13 protein-coding genes are annotated in these 17616 nt (G+C 71.6%); 3 read left to right on the top strand and 10 right to left on the bottom strand.

The features are described 5' to 3' along the window. Positions 1-734: maltotransferase domain-containing protein (locus ACIRVH_RS32690; protein WP_403960716.1), on the bottom strand; the 734-nt coding region annotated here is incomplete at its 3' end. A gap of 338 nt (positions 735-1072) precedes the next feature. Here ACIRVH_RS32690 and glgP point away from each other — a divergent pair. Then, on the top strand, positions 1073-3691 hold the full coding sequence (gene glgP, locus ACIRVH_RS32685) for an alpha-glucan family phosphorylase (RefSeq protein WP_403960712.1): 2619 nt from the start codon (positions 1073-1075) through the stop codon (positions 3689-3691). 3 nt (positions 3692-3694) lie between these two features. Here the strand turns inward: glgP and ACIRVH_RS32680 are convergent, their stop codons facing one another. The 5 genes from ACIRVH_RS32680 to ACIRVH_RS32660 all read right to left on the bottom strand — a co-directional run bounded on the left by ACIRVH_RS32680 (position 3695) and on the right by ACIRVH_RS32660 (position 12078). Further along, complete coding sequence (locus ACIRVH_RS32680; RefSeq protein ID WP_403960709.1) at positions 3695-4216, bottom strand: DUF1990 domain-containing protein; 522 nt, start codon at positions 4214-4216, stop codon at positions 3695-3697. A 71-nt stretch (positions 4217-4287) separates the two neighbouring features. Further along, positions 4288-5952, bottom strand: a complete 1665-nt coding sequence (locus ACIRVH_RS32675) for a M4 family metallopeptidase (protein WP_403960706.1) — start codon at positions 5950-5952, stop codon at positions 4288-4290. A gap of 252 nt (positions 5953-6204) precedes the next feature. Then, positions 6205-8244, bottom strand: a complete 2040-nt coding sequence (locus tag ACIRVH_RS32670; RefSeq protein WP_403960704.1) for a M4 family metallopeptidase — start codon at positions 8242-8244, stop codon at positions 6205-6207. Positions 8245-8566: 322 nt separating this feature from the next. Then, positions 8567-10336, bottom strand: a complete 1770-nt coding sequence (locus ACIRVH_RS32665; protein ID WP_403960701.1) for an ABC transporter ATP-binding protein — start codon at positions 10334-10336, stop codon at positions 8567-8569. Continuing rightward, a complete protein-coding gene (locus tag ACIRVH_RS32660; protein ID WP_403960698.1) occupies positions 10333-12078 on the bottom strand; it encodes an ABC transporter ATP-binding protein in 1746 nt (581 codons plus the stop codon). Before ACIRVH_RS32660 ends, ACIRVH_RS32665 begins: the two co-directional genes overlap by 4 nt. 182 nt (positions 12079-12260) lie before the next feature. Here ACIRVH_RS32660 and ACIRVH_RS32655 point away from each other — a divergent pair, with 182 nt between their 5' ends. Both ACIRVH_RS32655 and ACIRVH_RS32650 read left to right on the top strand, forming a co-directional pair. Continuing rightward, positions 12261-12932 carry a HEAT repeat domain-containing protein gene (locus tag ACIRVH_RS32655; RefSeq protein WP_403960696.1) on the top strand — a complete coding sequence of 224 codons (672 nt, stop codon included), beginning with the start codon at positions 12261-12263 and terminating at the stop codon, positions 12930-12932. A 3-nt stretch (positions 12933-12935) separates the two neighbouring features. Beyond that, the gene (locus tag ACIRVH_RS32650) at positions 12936-13940 is read left to right on the top strand and encodes a MerR family transcriptional regulator (protein WP_403960693.1); all 1005 of its coding nucleotides are present in this window, start codon (positions 12936-12938) and stop codon (positions 13938-13940) included. A 28-nt stretch (positions 13941-13968) separates the two neighbouring features. Here ACIRVH_RS32650 and ACIRVH_RS32645 read toward each other — a convergent pair whose 3' ends face one another. From ACIRVH_RS32645 to ACIRVH_RS32630, 4 genes are read right to left on the bottom strand one after another with little or no spacing between them, the layout of a single operon-like run. Then, positions 13969-14604 carry a response regulator gene (locus tag ACIRVH_RS32645; protein ID WP_403960690.1) on the bottom strand — a complete coding sequence of 212 codons (636 nt, stop codon included), beginning with the start codon at positions 14602-14604 and terminating at the stop codon, positions 13969-13971. Further along, positions 14594-15844, bottom strand: a complete 1251-nt coding sequence (locus ACIRVH_RS32640) for a sensor histidine kinase (protein ID WP_403960688.1) — start codon at positions 15842-15844, stop codon at positions 14594-14596. The genes ACIRVH_RS32645 and ACIRVH_RS32640 overlap by 11 nt, the downstream gene beginning before the upstream one ends. Positions 15845-15869: 25 nt before the next feature. Beyond that, positions 15870-16604 carry an ABC transporter permease gene (locus tag ACIRVH_RS32635; RefSeq protein ID WP_403960686.1) on the bottom strand — a complete coding sequence of 245 codons (735 nt, stop codon included), beginning with the start codon at positions 16602-16604 and terminating at the stop codon, positions 15870-15872. Further along, on the bottom strand, positions 16601-17509 hold the full coding sequence (locus tag ACIRVH_RS32630; RefSeq protein WP_403960684.1) for an ABC transporter ATP-binding protein: 909 nt from the start codon (positions 17507-17509) through the stop codon (positions 16601-16603). Before ACIRVH_RS32630 ends, ACIRVH_RS32635 begins: the two co-directional genes overlap by 4 nt. Between the last annotated feature and the right edge of the window lie 107 nt (positions 17510-17616).

Genomic DNA, 17616 nt, shown 5'->3' with positions numbered 1-17616 from the left:
AGGGCCCGCTCCCGCTCCACGAGCAGCGGCATCGCGTCCGACGCGGTCACCAACTCCCGCACCGGATGGCGGGACAACACCGCCTCCACCTCGGGAGCCAGAGCCGCCGCGAGCCGCCAGGCGGCCGGGCGGTCCTCGTCCCGCAGCGCGGCTGCGGCCGCCAGGACCAGGTCCCGCTCCTGCTCGGGGACTCCGGCGGCCGCCCGCTCGTACAGCCGTGCGCCCTCCTCCAGGACCAGGCCGGTGTCGATGCCCGCCGGGATCTTGATCTGCGCGTGGTGCCGCCAGGTGCCGATCGGGTCCGACCAGGCCTCGACCGTGTAGGTCCAGCGGCCGGGCTCGTCCGGGGTGACGGTGGCGCCCAGGCGATCGGTGCCCGGGGCGAGTTCACGCATCGGGGTCCAGGGCCCCGGGCGGCCCTCGGGGTCCCGCAGGACGACGTTCGCGGCGACGGCGTCGTGGCCCTCCCGGAACACGGTGGCCGACACCTCGAACGACTCACCGGCCACCGCCTTGGCGGGCCTGCGCCCGTGCTGGACCACCGGGCGCACGTCGAGGACGGGAATTCGGCCGAGAATGGTCGGCTCGGACGGGGCGGGACGCTGCTGAGGGGGCGGGGCCGGAGCCTCCTCGAGGAGTTCCTCGGCGGGCTTTCCGGTTTTCTTGCCAGAAGTTTTCCTTCCGGCCGCCTTGCTGGGTGTCGAGGGTGCTGACGAGTGGTGCGTGGCGGGCATGACCGCTCCTGTCCGCTTCAACGTGGGTGTGGGCGGATGGCTGTGGGGAGGTGGGTCCTGCAGGTGAGACGTGGTGCTGCTGTGGGACGTACCGGAGGAGCCTTCCCACCCTATTCGGGTGGGCAATCCGGCACTTTGTTAACTACTCACGCGTACGTCTACGCACAAGACCGGCCCCTTTTCCGGTTTCCCGCCAGGATGGCCATTACGCCCCCGCCGCGCCCCGACACCCGCGCCCGCTACGTCCCCACCGACGCCCCGGTAACCACTAACGTCGACCCTGACGACGAGACGTACGGCGCCGTGCGTCTCACCCCGTAACGCGTCCGAGGTGGAATGTGAAGGCGATCCGTCGGTTCACCGTCCGTCCCGTTCTCCCCGAACCCCTCCGGCCGTTGAGCGACCTGGCGCGCAATCTGCGCTGGTCCTGGCATGTGGAAACGCGCGATCTGTTCCAGTCCGTCGACCCCGAACGCTGGGCCGTCGCCGAGGGCGACCCGGTGCGGTTGCTGGGCGGGGTGCGCCCGGCCCGGCTCACCGAGCTGGCCGGGGACCGGCGGTTCCTGCGCCGACTGCGCGCGGCCGTCGACGACCTCAACGACTATGTGACCGGCGACCGCTGGTACCAGCAGCAGGACGACGGGCTGCCCGCCGCCGTCGCCTACTTCTCGCCCGAGTTCGGCATCACGGCCGCGCTCCCCCAGTACTCCGGCGGCCTCGGCATCCTCGCCGGCGACCATCTCAAGGCGGCCAGCGACCTCGGGGTCCCGCTGATCGGTGTCGGCCTGCTGTACCGGCACGGGTACTTCCGCCAGACCCTGTCCCGGGACGGCTGGCAGCAGGAGCACTACCCGGTGCTCGACCCCCACGAGCTGCCCGTCGGCCTGCTGAAGGAGGCCGACGGCAGCCCCGCCCGGGTCTCCCTCGCGCTGCCCGGCGGCCGGGCGCTGCACGCCCGGATCTGGCTGGCCCAGGTGGGCCGGGTGCCGCTGCTGATGCTCGACTCGGACGTGGAGGACAACGACCTCGGCGAACGCGGGGTGACCGACCGGCTGTACGGCGGCGGCAGCGAGCACCGGCTGCTGCAGGAGATGCTGCTGGGGATAGGGGGTGTCCGGGCCGTGCGGACGTACTGCCGGCTCACCGGGCACCCGGAGCCCGAGGTGTTCCACACCAACGAGGGACACGCCGGCTTCCTGGGGCTGGAGCGGATCGCCGAACTGTGCGACCGGGGACTCGACTTCGACTCGGCGCTGGAGGCCGTGCGCGGCGGCACCGTGTTCACCACGCACACCCCCGTCCCGGCCGGGATCGACCGGTTCGACCGGGAGCTGGTCGCCCGGCACTTCGGGGCGGACGCCGAACTCCCGCGCATCGACGTGCAGCGGATTCTGGCCCTCGGCATGGAGACCTACCCGGGCGGCGAGCCGAACCTGTTCAACATGGCCGTGATGGGGCTTCGGCTGGCCCAGCGGGCGAACGGGGTCTCGCTGCTGCACGGGCAGGTCAGCCGGGAGATGTTCGCGGGGCTGTGGCCGGGATTCGACCCCGAGGAGGTGCCGATCACCTCCGTGACCAACGGGGTGCACGCCCCGACCTGGGTCGCCCCCGAGGTGCTCCGGCTCGGCGCCCGGGAGATCGGCGCCCAGCGGGCCGAGGACGCGCTGAGCGTCGGCGGCTCCGAGCGCTGGGACTCGGTCGCGGACATCGCGGACCAGGAGGTCTGGGAGCTGCGCCGCACCTTGCGTGAACAGCTGGTGCTGGAGGTACGGGAGCGGCTGCGCGCCTCCTGGCGGCAGCGCGGTGCCGGGGACGCGGAGCTGGGCTGGATCGACGGCGTGCTCGACCCCGGGGTGCTGACGATCGGGTTCGCGCGGCGTGTGCCGTCGTACAAGCGGCTCACCCTGATGCTGCGCGACCGGGACCGGCTGATGGAGCTGCTGCTGCACCCGGAGCGGCCGATCCAGATCGTCGTCGCGGGCAAGGCGCATCCGGCGGACGACGGCGGCAAGCGGCTGGTGCAGGAGCTGGTGCGGTTCGCCGACGACCCGCGCGTACGGCACCGGATCGTCTTCCTGCCCGACTACGGCATGGCGATGGCGCAGAAGCTCTACCCCGGCTGCGACGTCTGGCTGAACAACCCGCTGCGCCCGCTGGAGGCCTGCGGCACCTCCGGGATGAAGGCCGCGCTCAACGGCTGCCTCAACCTCTCGGTGTTGGACGGCTGGTGGGACGAGTGGTTCCAGCCGGACTTCGGCTGGGCCGTCCCGACCGCCGACGGCGCAGGCACCGACCCGGACCGCCGTGACGACATCGAGGCCGCGGCCCTGTACGACCTCCTCGAACAGCGGGTCACCCCGCGCTTCTACGAGCGCGGCCGGGGCGGGCTGCCCGACCGCTGGATCGACATGGTTCGCCAGACCCTCACCCTGCTGGGCCCGAAGGTGCTGGCGGGCCGGATGGTCCGCGAGTACGTCGACCGCCTGTACACGCCCGCCGCCCAGTCGCACCGCGCGCTGACCGGGGACACGGCGCGTGAACTGGCGGTCTGGAAGGCCAGGGTGCGGGCCGCCTGGCCCCGCGTGAGCGTCGACCACGTGGAGACGACGGCCACGACGGCCACCGCGGAACTGGGCTCGACCGTGGGGCTGCGGGTGCGGGTGGGGCTCGGCGACCTCGGGCCGGACGACGTGGAGGTGCAGGTGATCTCCGGCCGGGTCGACGCGCAGGACCGCATCACGGACGCCACGGTGGTGCCGCTGAAGGCGACCGGCGCCCCGGACCTGGAGGGCCGTCGCGTCTACGAGGGCCCGCTCTCCCTGGACCGCACCGGCCCCTACGGCTACACGATCCGCATCCTGCCGGCCCACCGCCTGCTCGCCTCCGGCGCGGAGCTGGGCCTGGTGTCCGTGCCGTCGGAGGAGGCGGTGGAGAGGGCGGGGGTGCTGATGCGGTGAGCGTCAGTCCTCGAGGCCCCGGGTGGCCAGCTCCCTCAGCACCTTGCCGCACCTGCGGGCGTAGGCGTGCTGCAGCCCGCGCGTCGCGGCCCCGCCCGCGCGGGCGTACCACTTCTCGGCGCGGCTGAAGGCGGCCACCGTCAGCCAGACGGTGCCGTCGCCGGTGCGGTCGACCACGAAGGCCTCCTCGCCGCACTCGGGGTGGCCTTCCAGGGTGCCGTAGGCCCAGCCGGCGCGGCGGGGCTCCTCGACGGTCCAGACGATGCGGCAGGGGGCCTTGATGAGGCCGGCCAGGGTGACCGTGACGTCGACGTCGGGGGCCGCACGGTCGGCGGTGGCGTCGATGCCCACGCGCATGGAGCGGTGCATCTCCCAGGTCAGGACCGCCTCGGCGGCCCGGCGGAAGACCTCAGGGCCCTCGCCGATACGGGTGCGTTCGAGTAGCGGGTGGTAGCCGGGCGGGCAGAAGGTCAGGTCGTCGCGGGTCGCGCCGACCGGCTCGTAGGTGAAGGGCGCCGAGGACATGGGACACAAGGGTAGGGCGGTACCCGGGACGCCTTCCGCCCGGGTACCGCCCTACCTCACGTGGGGTGTGACTAGCTGACGTTGACCGCCGACCAGGCCGCCGCCACCGTCTTGTACTCGGTGCTGGTGGAGCCGTACAGGGCCGACGCCGCGCTCAGGGTCGCCGTGCGGGCGCCCTTGTAGTTCGTCGTCGACGTCATGTACGTCGTCAGCGCCTTGTACCAGATCTGCAGCGCCTTGGCGCGGCCGATGCCGGTGACCGTGGAGCCGTTGGACGTCGGCGAGTTGTAGCTCACGCCGTTGATCGTCTTCGAACCGCTGCCCTCGGACAGCAGGTAGAAGAAGTGGTTCGCGACACCGGACGAGTAGTGGACGTCCAGGTTGCCGACCGAGGAGGACCAGGAGTCCGCCGAGCCGCCGTCCTTGCTGGGCTTGTCCATGTAGCGCAGCGGGGTGCCGTCGCCGTTGATGTCGATCTTCTCGCCGATGAGGTAGTCACCGGGGTCCGAGGCGTTGTTCGCGTAGAACTCCACACCCGTGCCGAAGATGTCCGAGGTGGCCTCGTTCAGACCGCCGGACTCGCCCGAGTAGTCCAGGCCGGCGGTGTTCGCGGTGACACCGTGGCTCATCTCGTGGCCGGCCACGTCCAGCGAGGTGAGCGGGTCGACGTTGCCCGCGCCGTCGCCGTACGTCATGCAGAAGCAGCTGTCGTCCCAGAACGCGTTGACGTACTGGTTGCCGTAGTGCACGCGGGAGTAGGCGGCGGTGCCGTCGTTCTTGATGCCGCTGCGGCCGAAGGTGTTCTTGTAGAAGTCCCAGGTCACCTGCGCGCCGTAGGCGGCGTCGACGGCCGCGGTCTGGTCGGTGGTGGAGCTGGAGGCCGAGCCGGTGCCCCACGTGTTGTCCGCGTCGGTGAACAGCGTGCCCGCGGACGAGGTGGTGGTGTGCTTCTTGTTGTACGTCTTGTGGCCGCCACGCGTGGTGTCGTACAGCTGGTACGTCGAACCCGACAGCGTGGTGTTCAGGCTGACCGTGCCGGAGTAGAGGCTCTTGCCGGTGCCGGTCGCGTTCTCGATGCCCTGGTACTCGAAGAGCTTCTTGCCGGTGGCGGCGTCGGTGATGACGTGCAGCTGGTTCGGGGTGCCGTCGTCCTGCAGGCCGCCGACGATCGTCTCGAAGGCGAGGACGGGCTTGCCGGAGCCGGCCCAGATCACCTTGCGGGCGCCGTCCGCGGCGGTCTTGGCGGAGCCGAGGGTCTTCGCGGCGCTCAGCGCCTGCTTCTCGGCCTTGGCGGCGGAGATCTGCGGCTTGAGCGAGGCCACCTTGATGGCGGACTTGTTCGCCTTGGTGACGCCCTCGGCCTTGCCCGACTTGGCGGTGTGGACGACCAGGTCGCCGCCGAGCACCGGCAGGCCGGCGTAGGTGCGCTCGTAGCGGGTGTGGACGGTGCCGTCGACGTCCTTGACGACGTCCTTGACGACCAGCTTCTCCTTGGCGCCGAGGCCTATGTGCTGCGCGGTCTCGGTCGCGTCGTCCTGCGCCTGCTGGATCAGGGTGGTACGGGCAGCGGCGGACAGCGCGGTCGGGGCGGCGGCCAGGGTCTTGGCGGCGGCGGCCTCGGCCGGGGTCTGGGCACTGGCACTGGTGGTCAGACCGGTGGAGAGCAGGGCTCCGGCCGCGACAGCGGTGGCGATGGCCAGAGTGGTGCGCTTGTGACGCGCGTAGAGGGGGCTCACAGAAGCTCCTTCTCGTGGGGGAGTCCGGGCAGTGTGGGGTTACTGGCCGGAGTGTGTGGCGTTGGGAAGTTGCTGTGCTGCTGCGGCGGGTGGAGAGAGAGTGACATCAGGGGCGCGTACATGTCAGGACCCCTAAGTGATGTTGGCCGAAAATCGACTGTCTGATGAACGTTTCAGGAATGTAAAACGGGCGCCGCCCGAGGGGATCGAACCCCCGGGCGACGCCCTGTTCCGGTGCTGGTGGGGTGTGGTTTACGGGAACGTCAGCTTCCAGCTGTTGATCTTGCCGACGTCCTGTGCGGCCTGGTCCTGGACCTTCAACTTCCAGGTCCCATTGGCCGATTCGGAGGAGGCGTTGACCGTGTAGGTCTCCGCGACGTTGTCCGCCGAGTCGGAGGACGAGAAGTTCTTCAGGCGGTACGAGGTGCCCGACGGACCGACCAGGTCGATCACCAGGTCACCGCGCCAGGTGTGCGTGATGTCCACGCTCACCGAGAGGTTGCTCGGCGCGTTTCCGCTCCTGCCGGAGACGGTGATGTTCGAGGTGACCGCCGGTCCGTTGTCCGGGATCGACACCGGCGAGGTGTTCTCGTACGAGGTTCCGCCGCCCCCGCCGCCACCGGAGCGCGAACCGACCGCCACGCCCGCCCAGGCGTCCTGCACCGCCTTGTACTCGGCGCTGGTGGTGCCGTACAGCTCGCCGGCCGCCGCGAGCGTGCCGGTGCGGGCGCCCGCGTAGTTGGTGGTGGAGGTCCACTTGGTGGTCAGCGCCCGGTACCAGATCTGCAGCGCCTTGTCGCGGCCGATGCCGGTGACCGGAAGGCCGTCCGCGGTGGGCGAGTTGTAGGTGACACCGTTGATGACCTTGGTGCCGCTGCCCTCGCTCAGCAGGTAGAAGAAGTGGTTCGCGGGGCCCGACGAGTAGTGCACGTCGATGGACCCGATCCCCGAGTACCAGCTGTCCTTGGACGCGCCGTCCTTGCTGGGCTTGTCCATGTAGCGCAGCGGGGTGCCGTCGCCGTTGATGTCGATCTTCTCGCCGATGAGGTAGTCGCCGACGTCCGAGCTGTTGTTGGCGTAGAACTCCACGCCGGTGCCCATGATGTCGGAGGTGGCCTCGTTCAGGCCGCCGGACTCACCGCTGTAGTTGAGGCCGGCGGTGTTGGAGGTGACACCGTGGCTCATCTCGTGGCCCGCGACGTCGAGGGAGGTCAGCGGGTCGGCGTTGGCGGAGCCGTCGCCGTAGGTCATGCAGAAGCAGCTGTCGTCCCAGAAGGCGTTCACGTACGCGTTGCCGTAGTGGACGCGGGAGTAGGCGCCGACACCGTTGTTCTTGATGCCGCTGCGGCCGAAGGTGTTCTTGTAGAAGTCCCAGGTGACCGCGGCCCCGTAGTGGGCGTCCGCGCCCGCGGTGGCGGCGTTGGACGTGGTGCCGTTGCCCCAGGTGTCGCTGGTCTGGGAGAACAGGGTGCCGGTGCCCGAGGTGCCGTGGTTGAGGTTGTACGTCTTGTGGCCGCCGCGGGCCCCGTCGGTCAGCGTGTAGTTCGACCCCGACTGGGTCGTGGTCAGCGTCACCTGGCCGCTGTACTGCGTGTTGCCGACGCCGGTCCTGATGCCCTGGTACTCGAAGAGCTTCTTGCCGGTGGCGGCGTCGGTGACGACGTGCAGCTGGTTCGGGGTGCCGTCGTCCTGGAGCCCGCCGACGACGGTCTCGTACGCGAGAACGGGCGTGCCGCTGCCGGCCCAGATCACCTTGCGCACGCTGTCCGCGGCCGACTTGCTGCCCCCGAGGGCCTTGGCCCGCTGCACGGCCTGCTTCTCGACCGAGGCCTTCGACACGGCCGGGGTGAGGCCGGCGACCTTCAGCGAGGCGTTGTCGGCCTTGATGACGGACTTCGTGGCGCCGGACTTGGCGGTCTCGACGACGAGGTCGCCGCCCAGCACCGGCAGACCCGCGTAGGTCCGCTCGTAGCGGGTGTGCACAGTCCCGTCGGCGTCCTTGACGACGTCGTGGACGACCAGCTTCTCCTTGGCCCCGAGGCCTATGGACCGCGCTGTGGAAGCCTTCTCGGCGTCCGCGTGCCGGATCAGCTCGGTGCGCTGCGAGGGCGTGAGCTTGAGGGCCACATGGGCGGGGTTGACCTTGCCGGCCTGCGGCTTCGCCGGGGTGGCGCTCGCGGCGCCGGACTGGACGGCCGCGGCGATCAGGGCGGCGACACCCGCGAGGGCGACGGTGGCGGTGCGGCGGTGCGCTGTGTGGGAGGTGCGTCTGCGAGAGGTGCTACTCAACACTGACTCCTTCTGCATGACCGCGGGTCGCGCGGCCAGGGGAGACCGGACGGTGGGTTGGGACGTCCGGGCAGAACAGGGCGTTACGCGGAACCACGTGCAGGTGCAGAGCCGGCTCACGCGAGCATGGGGAACTGTGGGGTTGCTGTGAGTCGGCCGTGGGAAGAGTGGCAGGGGATCACGGCATCTGTCAGGACCGCGTCAGAAACTTGGCTGGAAATGGTCCGTTGACCGGATGTTCATGTTCGATATGCGGACTGTTGGCCGGGTTGGTCTCACCGGGCAACTGGCTTGGACGCTGCGCCGGTTGAACCGCAGAAATGGACTAGTCCTCGGGGACCGCGTCCCCGTGCCAGGTTCGCCACAGGGCCGCGTACGCCCCCTTCGCGGCCACCAGTTCGTCGTGGGTGCCCAGTTCGGTGAGATGGCCGTTTTCCATGACCGCGACGCGGTCCGCGTCGTGGGCCGTGTGGAGGCGGTGGGCGATGGCGATGACCGTGCGGGACTCCAGGACCGCGGCCAGGGCGCGCTCGGTGTGCCGGGCCGTGGTGGGGTCGAGGAGGGCCGTCGCCTCGTCGAGGATGAGAGTGTGCGGGTCGGCCAGCACGACCCGGGCCAGGGCGAGTTGCTGGGCCTGGGAGCCGTCGGTGGGGTGGCCGTTCGGGCCGAGGGGAGTGTCCAGGGAGGACGGCAGGGCGCGGACCCAGTCGTCTGCGCCCACTGCCTTCAGCGCCGCCCACAAGTCGGTGTCCGTGGCGGTGGGTTCCGCGATCAGGAGGTTGTCGCGGACCGTGCCGAGGAAGACGTGGTGCTCCTGGGTGACCAGCACGACCTGACGGCGCAGGCGTTCCGGTTCCAGGGACGCGATCGGCACCCCGCCCACCGTCACCGTGCCCGCTCCGGGCGTGTCGATGCCCGCGAGGAGCCTGCTGAGCGTGGTCTTGCCGGCACCCGACGGGCCCACCACGGCGAGGCGTTCACCGGGACGTACCGTCAGGTCCACCCCGCGCAGCACCTCACCGCCCCGCTCGTACGCGTACCGCACCCCGCGCACGTCGATCCGGTCGTCCGCCGGCTCCGGACAGCCGCCCTCCGCCTCCGCCCGGGGAGCCTGCGCCAGCCCCTCCACCCGCGCGAACGAGGCACCGCTGCTCTGCAGTTGCTCCACCCGCATCAGGATCTGGTCCAGCGGCTCGGTGAACTGCCGCAGGTACAGCGCCGCGGCCACCACCGCCCCGACGCCCACCGCACCCCGCTCGTGCAGCCACCCGCCGAGCAGCAGCACACCCACCACCGGGACGCTGTAGGTCACCTCGACCGCGGGGAAGAACACCGACCGCAGACGGAGGGTGTAGAAGCGGGTCCGGCGGGACTTCTCCAGCGCGTCCCGGTTCGCCGTGATCCGCCGCCGCCGGAGCCGGAACGCCTCGACCGTCCGCGCCCCGGTCGCGGTCGCCGCGACGATCTCGGCGACCTCCGAGGTGGCCGCGCCCTCGGCGAGGTAACCGTCCCGCGCCCGGCGCAGATACCAGCGCAGCGCCAGCCAGATCGGGGTCAGACCCAGCACACCGAACAGCCCCAGCACCGGGTCGAGCGCGAACACCGCGCCGAGCACGAACAGCGCCTGCACGATGCACACCAGCAGCTCCGGTCCGACGTCCCGCAGCGTGGTGCCGACGGTCGCCACGTCGGCCGTACCGCGCGCGGTCAGGTCACCGGTGCCGGCCCGCTCCACCGCCGAGGCGGGCAGCGCCAGCACCCGGTCGACGTACTCCTCGCGCACCCGGGCCAGCGTCCGCTCACCGAACCGGTGCCCCACGTACCGTGCCCAGCGCGCCAGCAGCAGCTGGGCCAGCGAGCAGAGCAGGATCCACAGCGCCAGCCGGTCCACCGCCCCGACCCCGTGTCCCGCCCGCACCTCGTCGACGATCCGCCCGACCAGCCACGGCCCGGCGAGCCCCGCCCCGGCCGACAGCGCGTTGAGCGCCAGCGCGACGGCGAACGCCCGCCGGTCGGCCCGCAGCAGTCGCCCGGTGGCCCGCCGCACCCCGGCCCGGTCCGCGACCGGCAACAGCCCCGTGTCCGTCGTCGTCACCGTACGGCCTCCTCGGCGGTGTCAGCAGTGTCAGCAGTGTCAGCAGCGTCATCGGTGTCTCGCGCCACCAGCGCCCGATACCCGGGCTCGGAGACGAGCAGCCGCTGATGCGGGCCGCTCGCCGTCACCTTGCCGTCGGCCAGGAACAGCACCGTGTCCACGCGGTCCAGCACCAGCGGCGACGTGCTCACCACCACCGTCGTACGGCCCTCCCGCGCCGCCCGCAGCCGCTCGGCGACCGTGGCCTCCGTGTGCGCGTCCAGCGCCGAGGTCGGCTCGACGGCCAGCAGCACCTCGGGGTCGGCGAGCAGCGCCCGCACCAGCCGGATCCGCTGCCGCTGCCCACCGGAGAGGCTGCGCCCCTGCCCGGTCACAGCCGAGTCCAGCCCGTCCGGCAGCCCTCGTACGACATCCTCGGCGGCGGCCGCGTACACCGCCCGGCGCAGCGCGGCGTCCTCGGCCTGGTGCTCGGCGGCCACGACCTCCCTCAGCGGCCCGGCGAACAGGTCCGCCTCGTTGTCGGCGACCAGGATCCGGTCCCGTACGTCGGTCAGCGGTACCGCGTCCAGCCGTACCCCGCCCCAGGTCGCCTCGGTGGGCCCGTACCGGCCCAGGCGGTCGACCACGGCGGCGGCCTCCGCGGGCCGGACGGCGGCCAGCGCCACCAGCCGGCCCGGCGCCACCCGCACCCCGGACGCCGGATCGCACAGCTCGGCCGGCCCGTCCGGTGCGGCCAGCGTGCCCGTGTCCGGCTCGGGTTCCAGCCGCAGCAGCCGTACGACCCGGCGGGCGGCCACCACGCCCCGGTTCAGCTCGTAGGCCATCTGCACGAAGAACGCCACCGGTCCGATCAGCACCGCCACATAGCCGTACACCGCCACCAACTCGCCCACGCTGATGGACTTCTCGGCCGCCAGCCGGGCCGCCAGCCAGGTCACCACGGCCAGGAACAACGTCGGCAGCCCGACCCCGAGCGCCTGCACCCAGCTCGCCACCGCGCCCACCCGATAGCCCTGCGCGCGCAGCCGCTGCGAGTCCTTCCGGAAGGCGTCCGAGAACAGCCCCTTGCCGCCGAGCCCGTTGAGGACACGCAGCCCGCCCGCGAGGTCGCCGATGCGCGCCGTCAGCACGCCCTGCCGCTCCCGGTACTCGCTCTCCGCGCCCTGCAGCCGCAGCGTCAGCGGCCCGGTGAGCAGCGCGATCACCGGAACCCCGAGCAGCACCACGGCGGCGAGCGGCGCCGAGATGGCCAGCAGCAGCCCCGCCACGACGACATACACCACGATCGAGCCCACCCCGGGCCCGACCACCGTCAGCGCCTGCGCGAGGGTCGCCACGTCACCGACCCCGATGGTGACGACCTCCCCGGCCCCGGCCCGGCGCGACAGCACCGCCCCCAGCCGGGCCGCGTGCCCGACGACCAGCTTGACCGTACGGAAGTTGGCATCCATCCGCACCCGGGTCATCGTGCGGTGCCGCATGATGCTCAGCCAGGCGTTCAGCGCCCCGACCCCGAACATCGCGGCGGTCCACCAGGCGAGCACCCCCAACCGCCCCGGCACCAGCCCGTCGTCCACGGCCCGCGCCATCATGTACGGCTGCGCCGCCATCAGCACCATCCAGGCACTGCCCAGCAACGCCCCGACCAACGACCGCACCGGCTGACGCAACACCAGCCAGCCCAGGTAGTGCCACCCGCCCCGAATGTCGGGTGTGCCCGGATCCGCGTACGCGTCGATCATCCATCCCCCGTTCCGTTCGAAACCCACCGGAACAGCGGTCCTGACCGGAGACGTCGAACGTACTCAGCGTAAGGATGGTTGCTCCATCGAATAAGACGCCGTCTCAGGTGCTCGCGCAGCGAGCCCTGTTTGACCTTGACACGGTGACAGGGTCTTCACTGCCCGCCAGGGAGGTGGTCTCGATGACGATCATGAGACACGATACGGATGCGGTACGAGTGCTGAAGGGGTTGGGGGACGGCCGTTCGTCCGTGCGACTGCGGACTGCTCTGGCGGCCAGCACGACGCCTGACCCGCGCTTCGTCGACAAGCTCGTCGAGCGAGGCGCGATCGAGCCCGAGTTCTTCGTCCGCGACATGCTGACCTGGGCGCTCACCCGCCACCCGGTGTCCGTGACGCTTCCCGCACTGCTCCGCGAAGTCCGCTCGGAGCGTGCGCAGGCGCGGAGCCAGGCGCTGCACACGCTGTCCAAGATCGGGGACGGGCGGGCGTGGCCGGCGATCACCCGGACACTCCTGTCCGACGCCGACGACGAGGTGGCACGAAGCGCCTGGCGCGCCGCGGTCGTGCTCGTTCCGGAGGGCGAGGAGCCCGAGTTGGCCGCGGTGTTGGCGACGCAGCTCGGGCGCGGTGAGCGGGAGACGCGGCTGAGTCTCAGCCGGGCACTGGTCGCGCTGGGTGAAGTGATCGTGCCGGCTCTTCGTGACGCGACGACGGCCCCGGACCCGCGCACGCGCACGCACGCGCTCGCCACCCAACGGCTCCTGCGCGACCCGGACGCCGGATTCGAGTTCGCGGTCGAGGAGGCGAAGCGCGTCGTGGCCCTCGGCGGGTCCGGCCGGGAGGGACGATAGGGCGTGTTGATCGGTGAGGTGGCGCGACGGTCCGGGGTCAGTGCCCGCATGCTCCGGCATTACGAGTCGCTCGGTCTGGTGCGCCCTTCGGGTCGTACCGGCTCCGGATACCGGGAGTACTCCGGCGAGGACATCCGGCGGATCTTCCACATCGAGAGCCTGCGGTCGCTGGGACTGTCGCTGCGTGAGATCGGACGTGCGCTCGACGATCCCGGCTTCACGCCCTCGGCACTCGTCGACGACCTCATCCGTCAGACGCGCGACCGCATCGCGGCCGAGACCGACCTGCTCACGCGGCTGAGCCGGATCCATGCCGCGGAACCCGCCGGCTGGGAGGACGTCCTCCAGGTGGTCGCGCTCCTCCAGGCACTGGGATCGAAGAACGCCGACGTGCGCCAGCGCGCGGCCCTCTCCTCGGTCGATACGGTTCCGGTGCCGGTGGAGGCCCTGGTCGAGGCGACGCTCAGCGAGACGGAGCCGAACGTCGCCGGGGCCCTTCGATGGGCGCTGGCGCGATCGGGCGACGGCGGCCCGGCACTGCTGGCGGAGGGCCTCGGCTCACCGGTGGCCGCGGTGCGGGAGCGTGCCGTTCGGTCCCTCGCCGAGCTGCCCGGTGGTGAAGCCACCGCGCAGCTGCGGGATGCCCTCGCGAACCCCGACGTCGTGGTACGCGGGTATGCGGCTCTGGCGCTCGGCACACGTGGTGTGGCCGCTGCGATCCCGACGCTCGTCGACATGATCGTGGAGGGAAGGAACGACACCGATGCAGCCGATGCGCTGAGCGTGCTGGCGAGCGACACCGCGACGGCGGACCGGATCGCGACCATGCTCTGCAACCGCCTCGCCCACGACACCACCGAGGCGCCGGCACGCGGGCGGCTGACCCAGGCGCTGGCGGGCATCCCGGGGACGAGGGCGTCACGTGCCCTCGTGGAGCTTTCGCACGACGAGGACCGTGCCGTCTCGCTGACTGCGGCGTACCTTCTTCGGCTGCGCGACGCCCGGTGACGGACACCCGCCCCGCTCGGTGGACGCCTCAGCCCAGGATTCCCCGGTCGTAGGCCACCGCCACCGCCGCAGCCCGGTCCTTCACGCCCAACTTGACGTACAGATGCGTGAGATGGGTCTTGACCGTCGCCTCACTGATGAACAGTTCGCGGGCTGTCTCGCGGTTGGACATGCCCTTGGCGACCAGGGCCAGGACCTCGCGCTCGCGGGTGGAGAGGGGCTCGTTGCCGGGGGCGCGGACGGCGTGGACCAGACGGGAGGCGACGGCGGGGGACAGGACCGTGCGGCCCTCCGCGGCGGCCCGGACCGCGGTGAACAGCTCGTCGCGCGGGGCGTCCTTGAGGAGGTAGCCGGTGGCGCCCGCCTCGATCGCCGGGAGGGTGTCGGAGTCGGTGTCGTACGTCGTCAGTACCAGGACCTTGGCACGGGCGTTGCGCCGGGTCAGTTCGGCGATCGCGTCGACCCCGCCGCCGCCCGGCATCCGCAGGTCCATGAGGATGACGTCCGGGTCGAGCGCGGCCGCCCGTTCGAGGGCCTCGACGCCGTTGGTCGCCTCGCCGAGCACGGTGAAGCCGGCTGCGGACTCGAACATGCCGCGCAGGCCGTCCCGTACGACGGGATGGTCGTCGACGATCAGCAGAGAGATACCCGTGTCACTGGTCATGGCGGACCAACGGTACGCGGGCCGACAGCGCCGTGCCGTGACCGGGCTCGGACTCCACCGCGAGGGAGCCCGCGATGCGTTCGGCGCGGGCGCGCATGCCGTCGAGGCCGAAGCCGCCGGAACGGGTGCGTGCGGGGACGGCGAGCGGGTCGAAGCCGCGGCCGTCGTCGCGGATGTCCAGGATGACCTCGTCGCCCAGGAAGGACAGGGTGACGCCGGCGCGGGTGGCGCGCGCGTGGCGTGAGGTGTTGGACAGGGCCTCCTGGGAGATGCGCAGAAGGGTCGCCGAGACCTCGTCGTGCAGCTGCTCGGCGTCACCGGTGACGGTGAACTCGGCGCGAATGCCGGTGTGTTCACCCCATTCGGCGACCGTCTTCTTCAGGGCATCCGGCAGCCCGTCGCGGGCCAGGGCGACCGGGGCGAGGTTGTGCACCGAGCGGCGGGCCTCGCCGAGGCTGTGCCGGGCCAGCGCGGAGGCCCGATCCAGATGCGTCCGGGCCGTCGCCAGGTCGGGTGCGTTCGCGACGACCTGGAGCTGGGCGATGATGCCGGTCAGCCCCTGGGCGAGGGTGTCGTGGATCTCGGCGGCGAGCCGCCGGCGTTCGTCGGCGACCCCGGCCTCCCTTGCCTGGACGAGGAGTTGGGCGTGCAGGGCGGCATTCTCGTCGAGGGCCTGCTGCAACGCCGTGTTGGTGCGCTCCAGTTCGGCGATGGTGTCGGTCTGGACCTCGGATCGGGCCTGCTCCTGCACGGCGTAGCGGGTGAACACACTGACCATGCCGACGTTGACGCCCAGGACCAGGAAGAAGCCGAACCACAGGACCAGCCCGTGCGGCGGCATACCGCCGATCTCGCTGCCGGACATGGTGACGGCGGTCAGGAAGAGACCGGGAAGCACCAGGCGGCGGGGCAGCTCACGGACGGCGGTGTAGTAGCCGGTCACGGCGTAGAAGGCGAAGAACGGGTTGATCCAGGTCAGCACGAAGCCGATGGCCCAGCGCAGCAGATAGAGGCCGGCACCGGTGCGGCTCGGACCCGGCCGCCTGCGTTTCACCCTCCCCCAGACCGCCTGCAGCACGACGCTCGCGGCCACGAGCACTCCCGTGACGACCAGTTCGGAGCGGTCCATGCCGATCAGGTGGGCGGAGATCGTCCCCGCGACGACACCGGCGGCCAGCAGCGCCCAGGGTCCCCATGTGTCGAAGGAGGCCCGGGGCTGGTGCTGCGTGGCGGTCGTCATGGCATCAGTGTCCGGCACGGCTCGCTCACTCCCAGCGGAACCAGCGTGCGGCCGCCGCCGTCAGCAGCACCGTCCAGGCCGCGAGCACGCCCAGGTGCCCCCACCCGGGCCAGTGTCCGGCCGCCGCCTCGCCCAGGGCGCGGGCCGCCGCGCCGAACGGGGTCAGCTGCACCACCCGCGCCAGCGTGTGCGGCATCGCCTGCACCGGCAGCCACACACCCGCGCAGAACATCATCGGGAAGAACACCGCCGAGCCGGTCGCGCTCGCGATCTTCGTGGTGCGGGACAGCGCCGAGACGACGGAGCCGAGGGCGAGGGCCGCCCCGGCGGCGAGCAGCAGGGCCAGCAGATAGCCGGCCGGCTGCTCGGGCAGCCGTACGCCGAAGGCGAGCCGGCCGACGACGAGCGCGAGCAGCGCCGAGGCCAGCGCCACCGTGCCCTGCACGACCATCTGCGCGGACAGCAGGGCGGAGGGCCGTACGGGGGTGAGCCGCATCCGGCGCAGGATGCCCCGCTCCCGGTGGCCGGTCAGGGCCTGGGGGAGCGACTGCACCCCGGACATGATCAGGGCGATCAGGACGGCGATGGGGACGTAGGCGTCGACCGGCCGCAGCCCGCCCAGGGACTTGTCGGCCTCCCGGAACGACGGGATCGAACCGAGGATGACCAGGAGCAGCGTCGGGAACAGGAAAATCCAGAAGACGGCGCCGGGTTCCCGGCGGAACAGGCGGAACTCGGTGCGCAGGACGGCGGTGTTCATGCCGTGGCCTCCTTCGTCAGGTCCAGGAACGCGTCGTCGAGGGTGGCGTCGAGGACGCGCAGCTGATGGGCGGTGACGCGGTGGCGGGCGAGCAGGGTGATGACGGCGTTGACGGTCTCGTCGGTGCCGGAGAGGGTGATCCGGCCGTCCCGGTGCTCGAACGAGGCGAGCGCCGGCAGGGCGGTCAGTTCACGCTCGTCCAGCGGGGCGGACGGGGTGAAGCTGATGACGGTCGCGCCCGCCGAGCGGCGGATCAGCCCGGCCGGCGTGTCCAGCGCCGCGACCCGGCCCTTGTCGATCACCGCGATCCGGTCGCACAGCCGCTGCGCCTCCTCCATGAAGTGGGTGACGAGCAGCACGGTGACCCCGCTCGCGCGGACGTCCTCGATGAGCTGCCAGGTGTCGCGGCGGGCCCGCGGGTCGAGGCCGGTGGTCAGCTCGTCCAGGACGACGATCCGGGGGTCGCCGATCAGGGCCAGTGCGATGAACAGGCGCTGCTGCTGTCCTCCGGAGAGCTTGGCGAAGCGAGTGTCCAGCTTCGGGGTCAGCCCCAGCCGTTCGGCCGGCGTCCGCCAGTCGGCGGGGCGCGGGTAGAAGGACGCGTACAGCTCCAGCGCCTCCCGCACGGTGAGCTTGGGCTGGAGTTCGCTCTGCTGGAGCTGGGCGCCGAGGACCTTCGCGACCTGCCCGTGGTCGGCGACGGGATCGAGGCCGGTGACCCGGACCCGCCCGGCGTCCGGGACGCGCAGCCCCTCGACGCACTCGACGGTGGTGGTCTTGCCGGCGCCGTTGGGGCCGAGGATGCCGAAGATCTCGCCCTCCTCGACGGCGAAGGAGACGCCGTCCACGACGGCGCGGCCGCCGTAGGACTTGCGCAGATCGGTGACTTCGATGACGGGTGGCATGCGTCGAGAGTCCCGTGCGGGCGGGGTCCGGCACATCGGCCGTCGCGCTCGAAGCGGCATCGTCCGATCGGTTGATGGCGGGCTACGACCCCCTGTGCGCGGCTCCT

Origin of the sequence: Streptomyces sp. NPDC101165, assembly GCF_044768135.1 — a bacterium.
In the GTDB taxonomy this organism is placed as follows: Bacteria; Actinomycetota; Actinomycetes; order Streptomycetales; family Streptomycetaceae; genus Streptomyces.
This window is presented reverse-complemented; position numbering and strand designations above follow the sequence as displayed.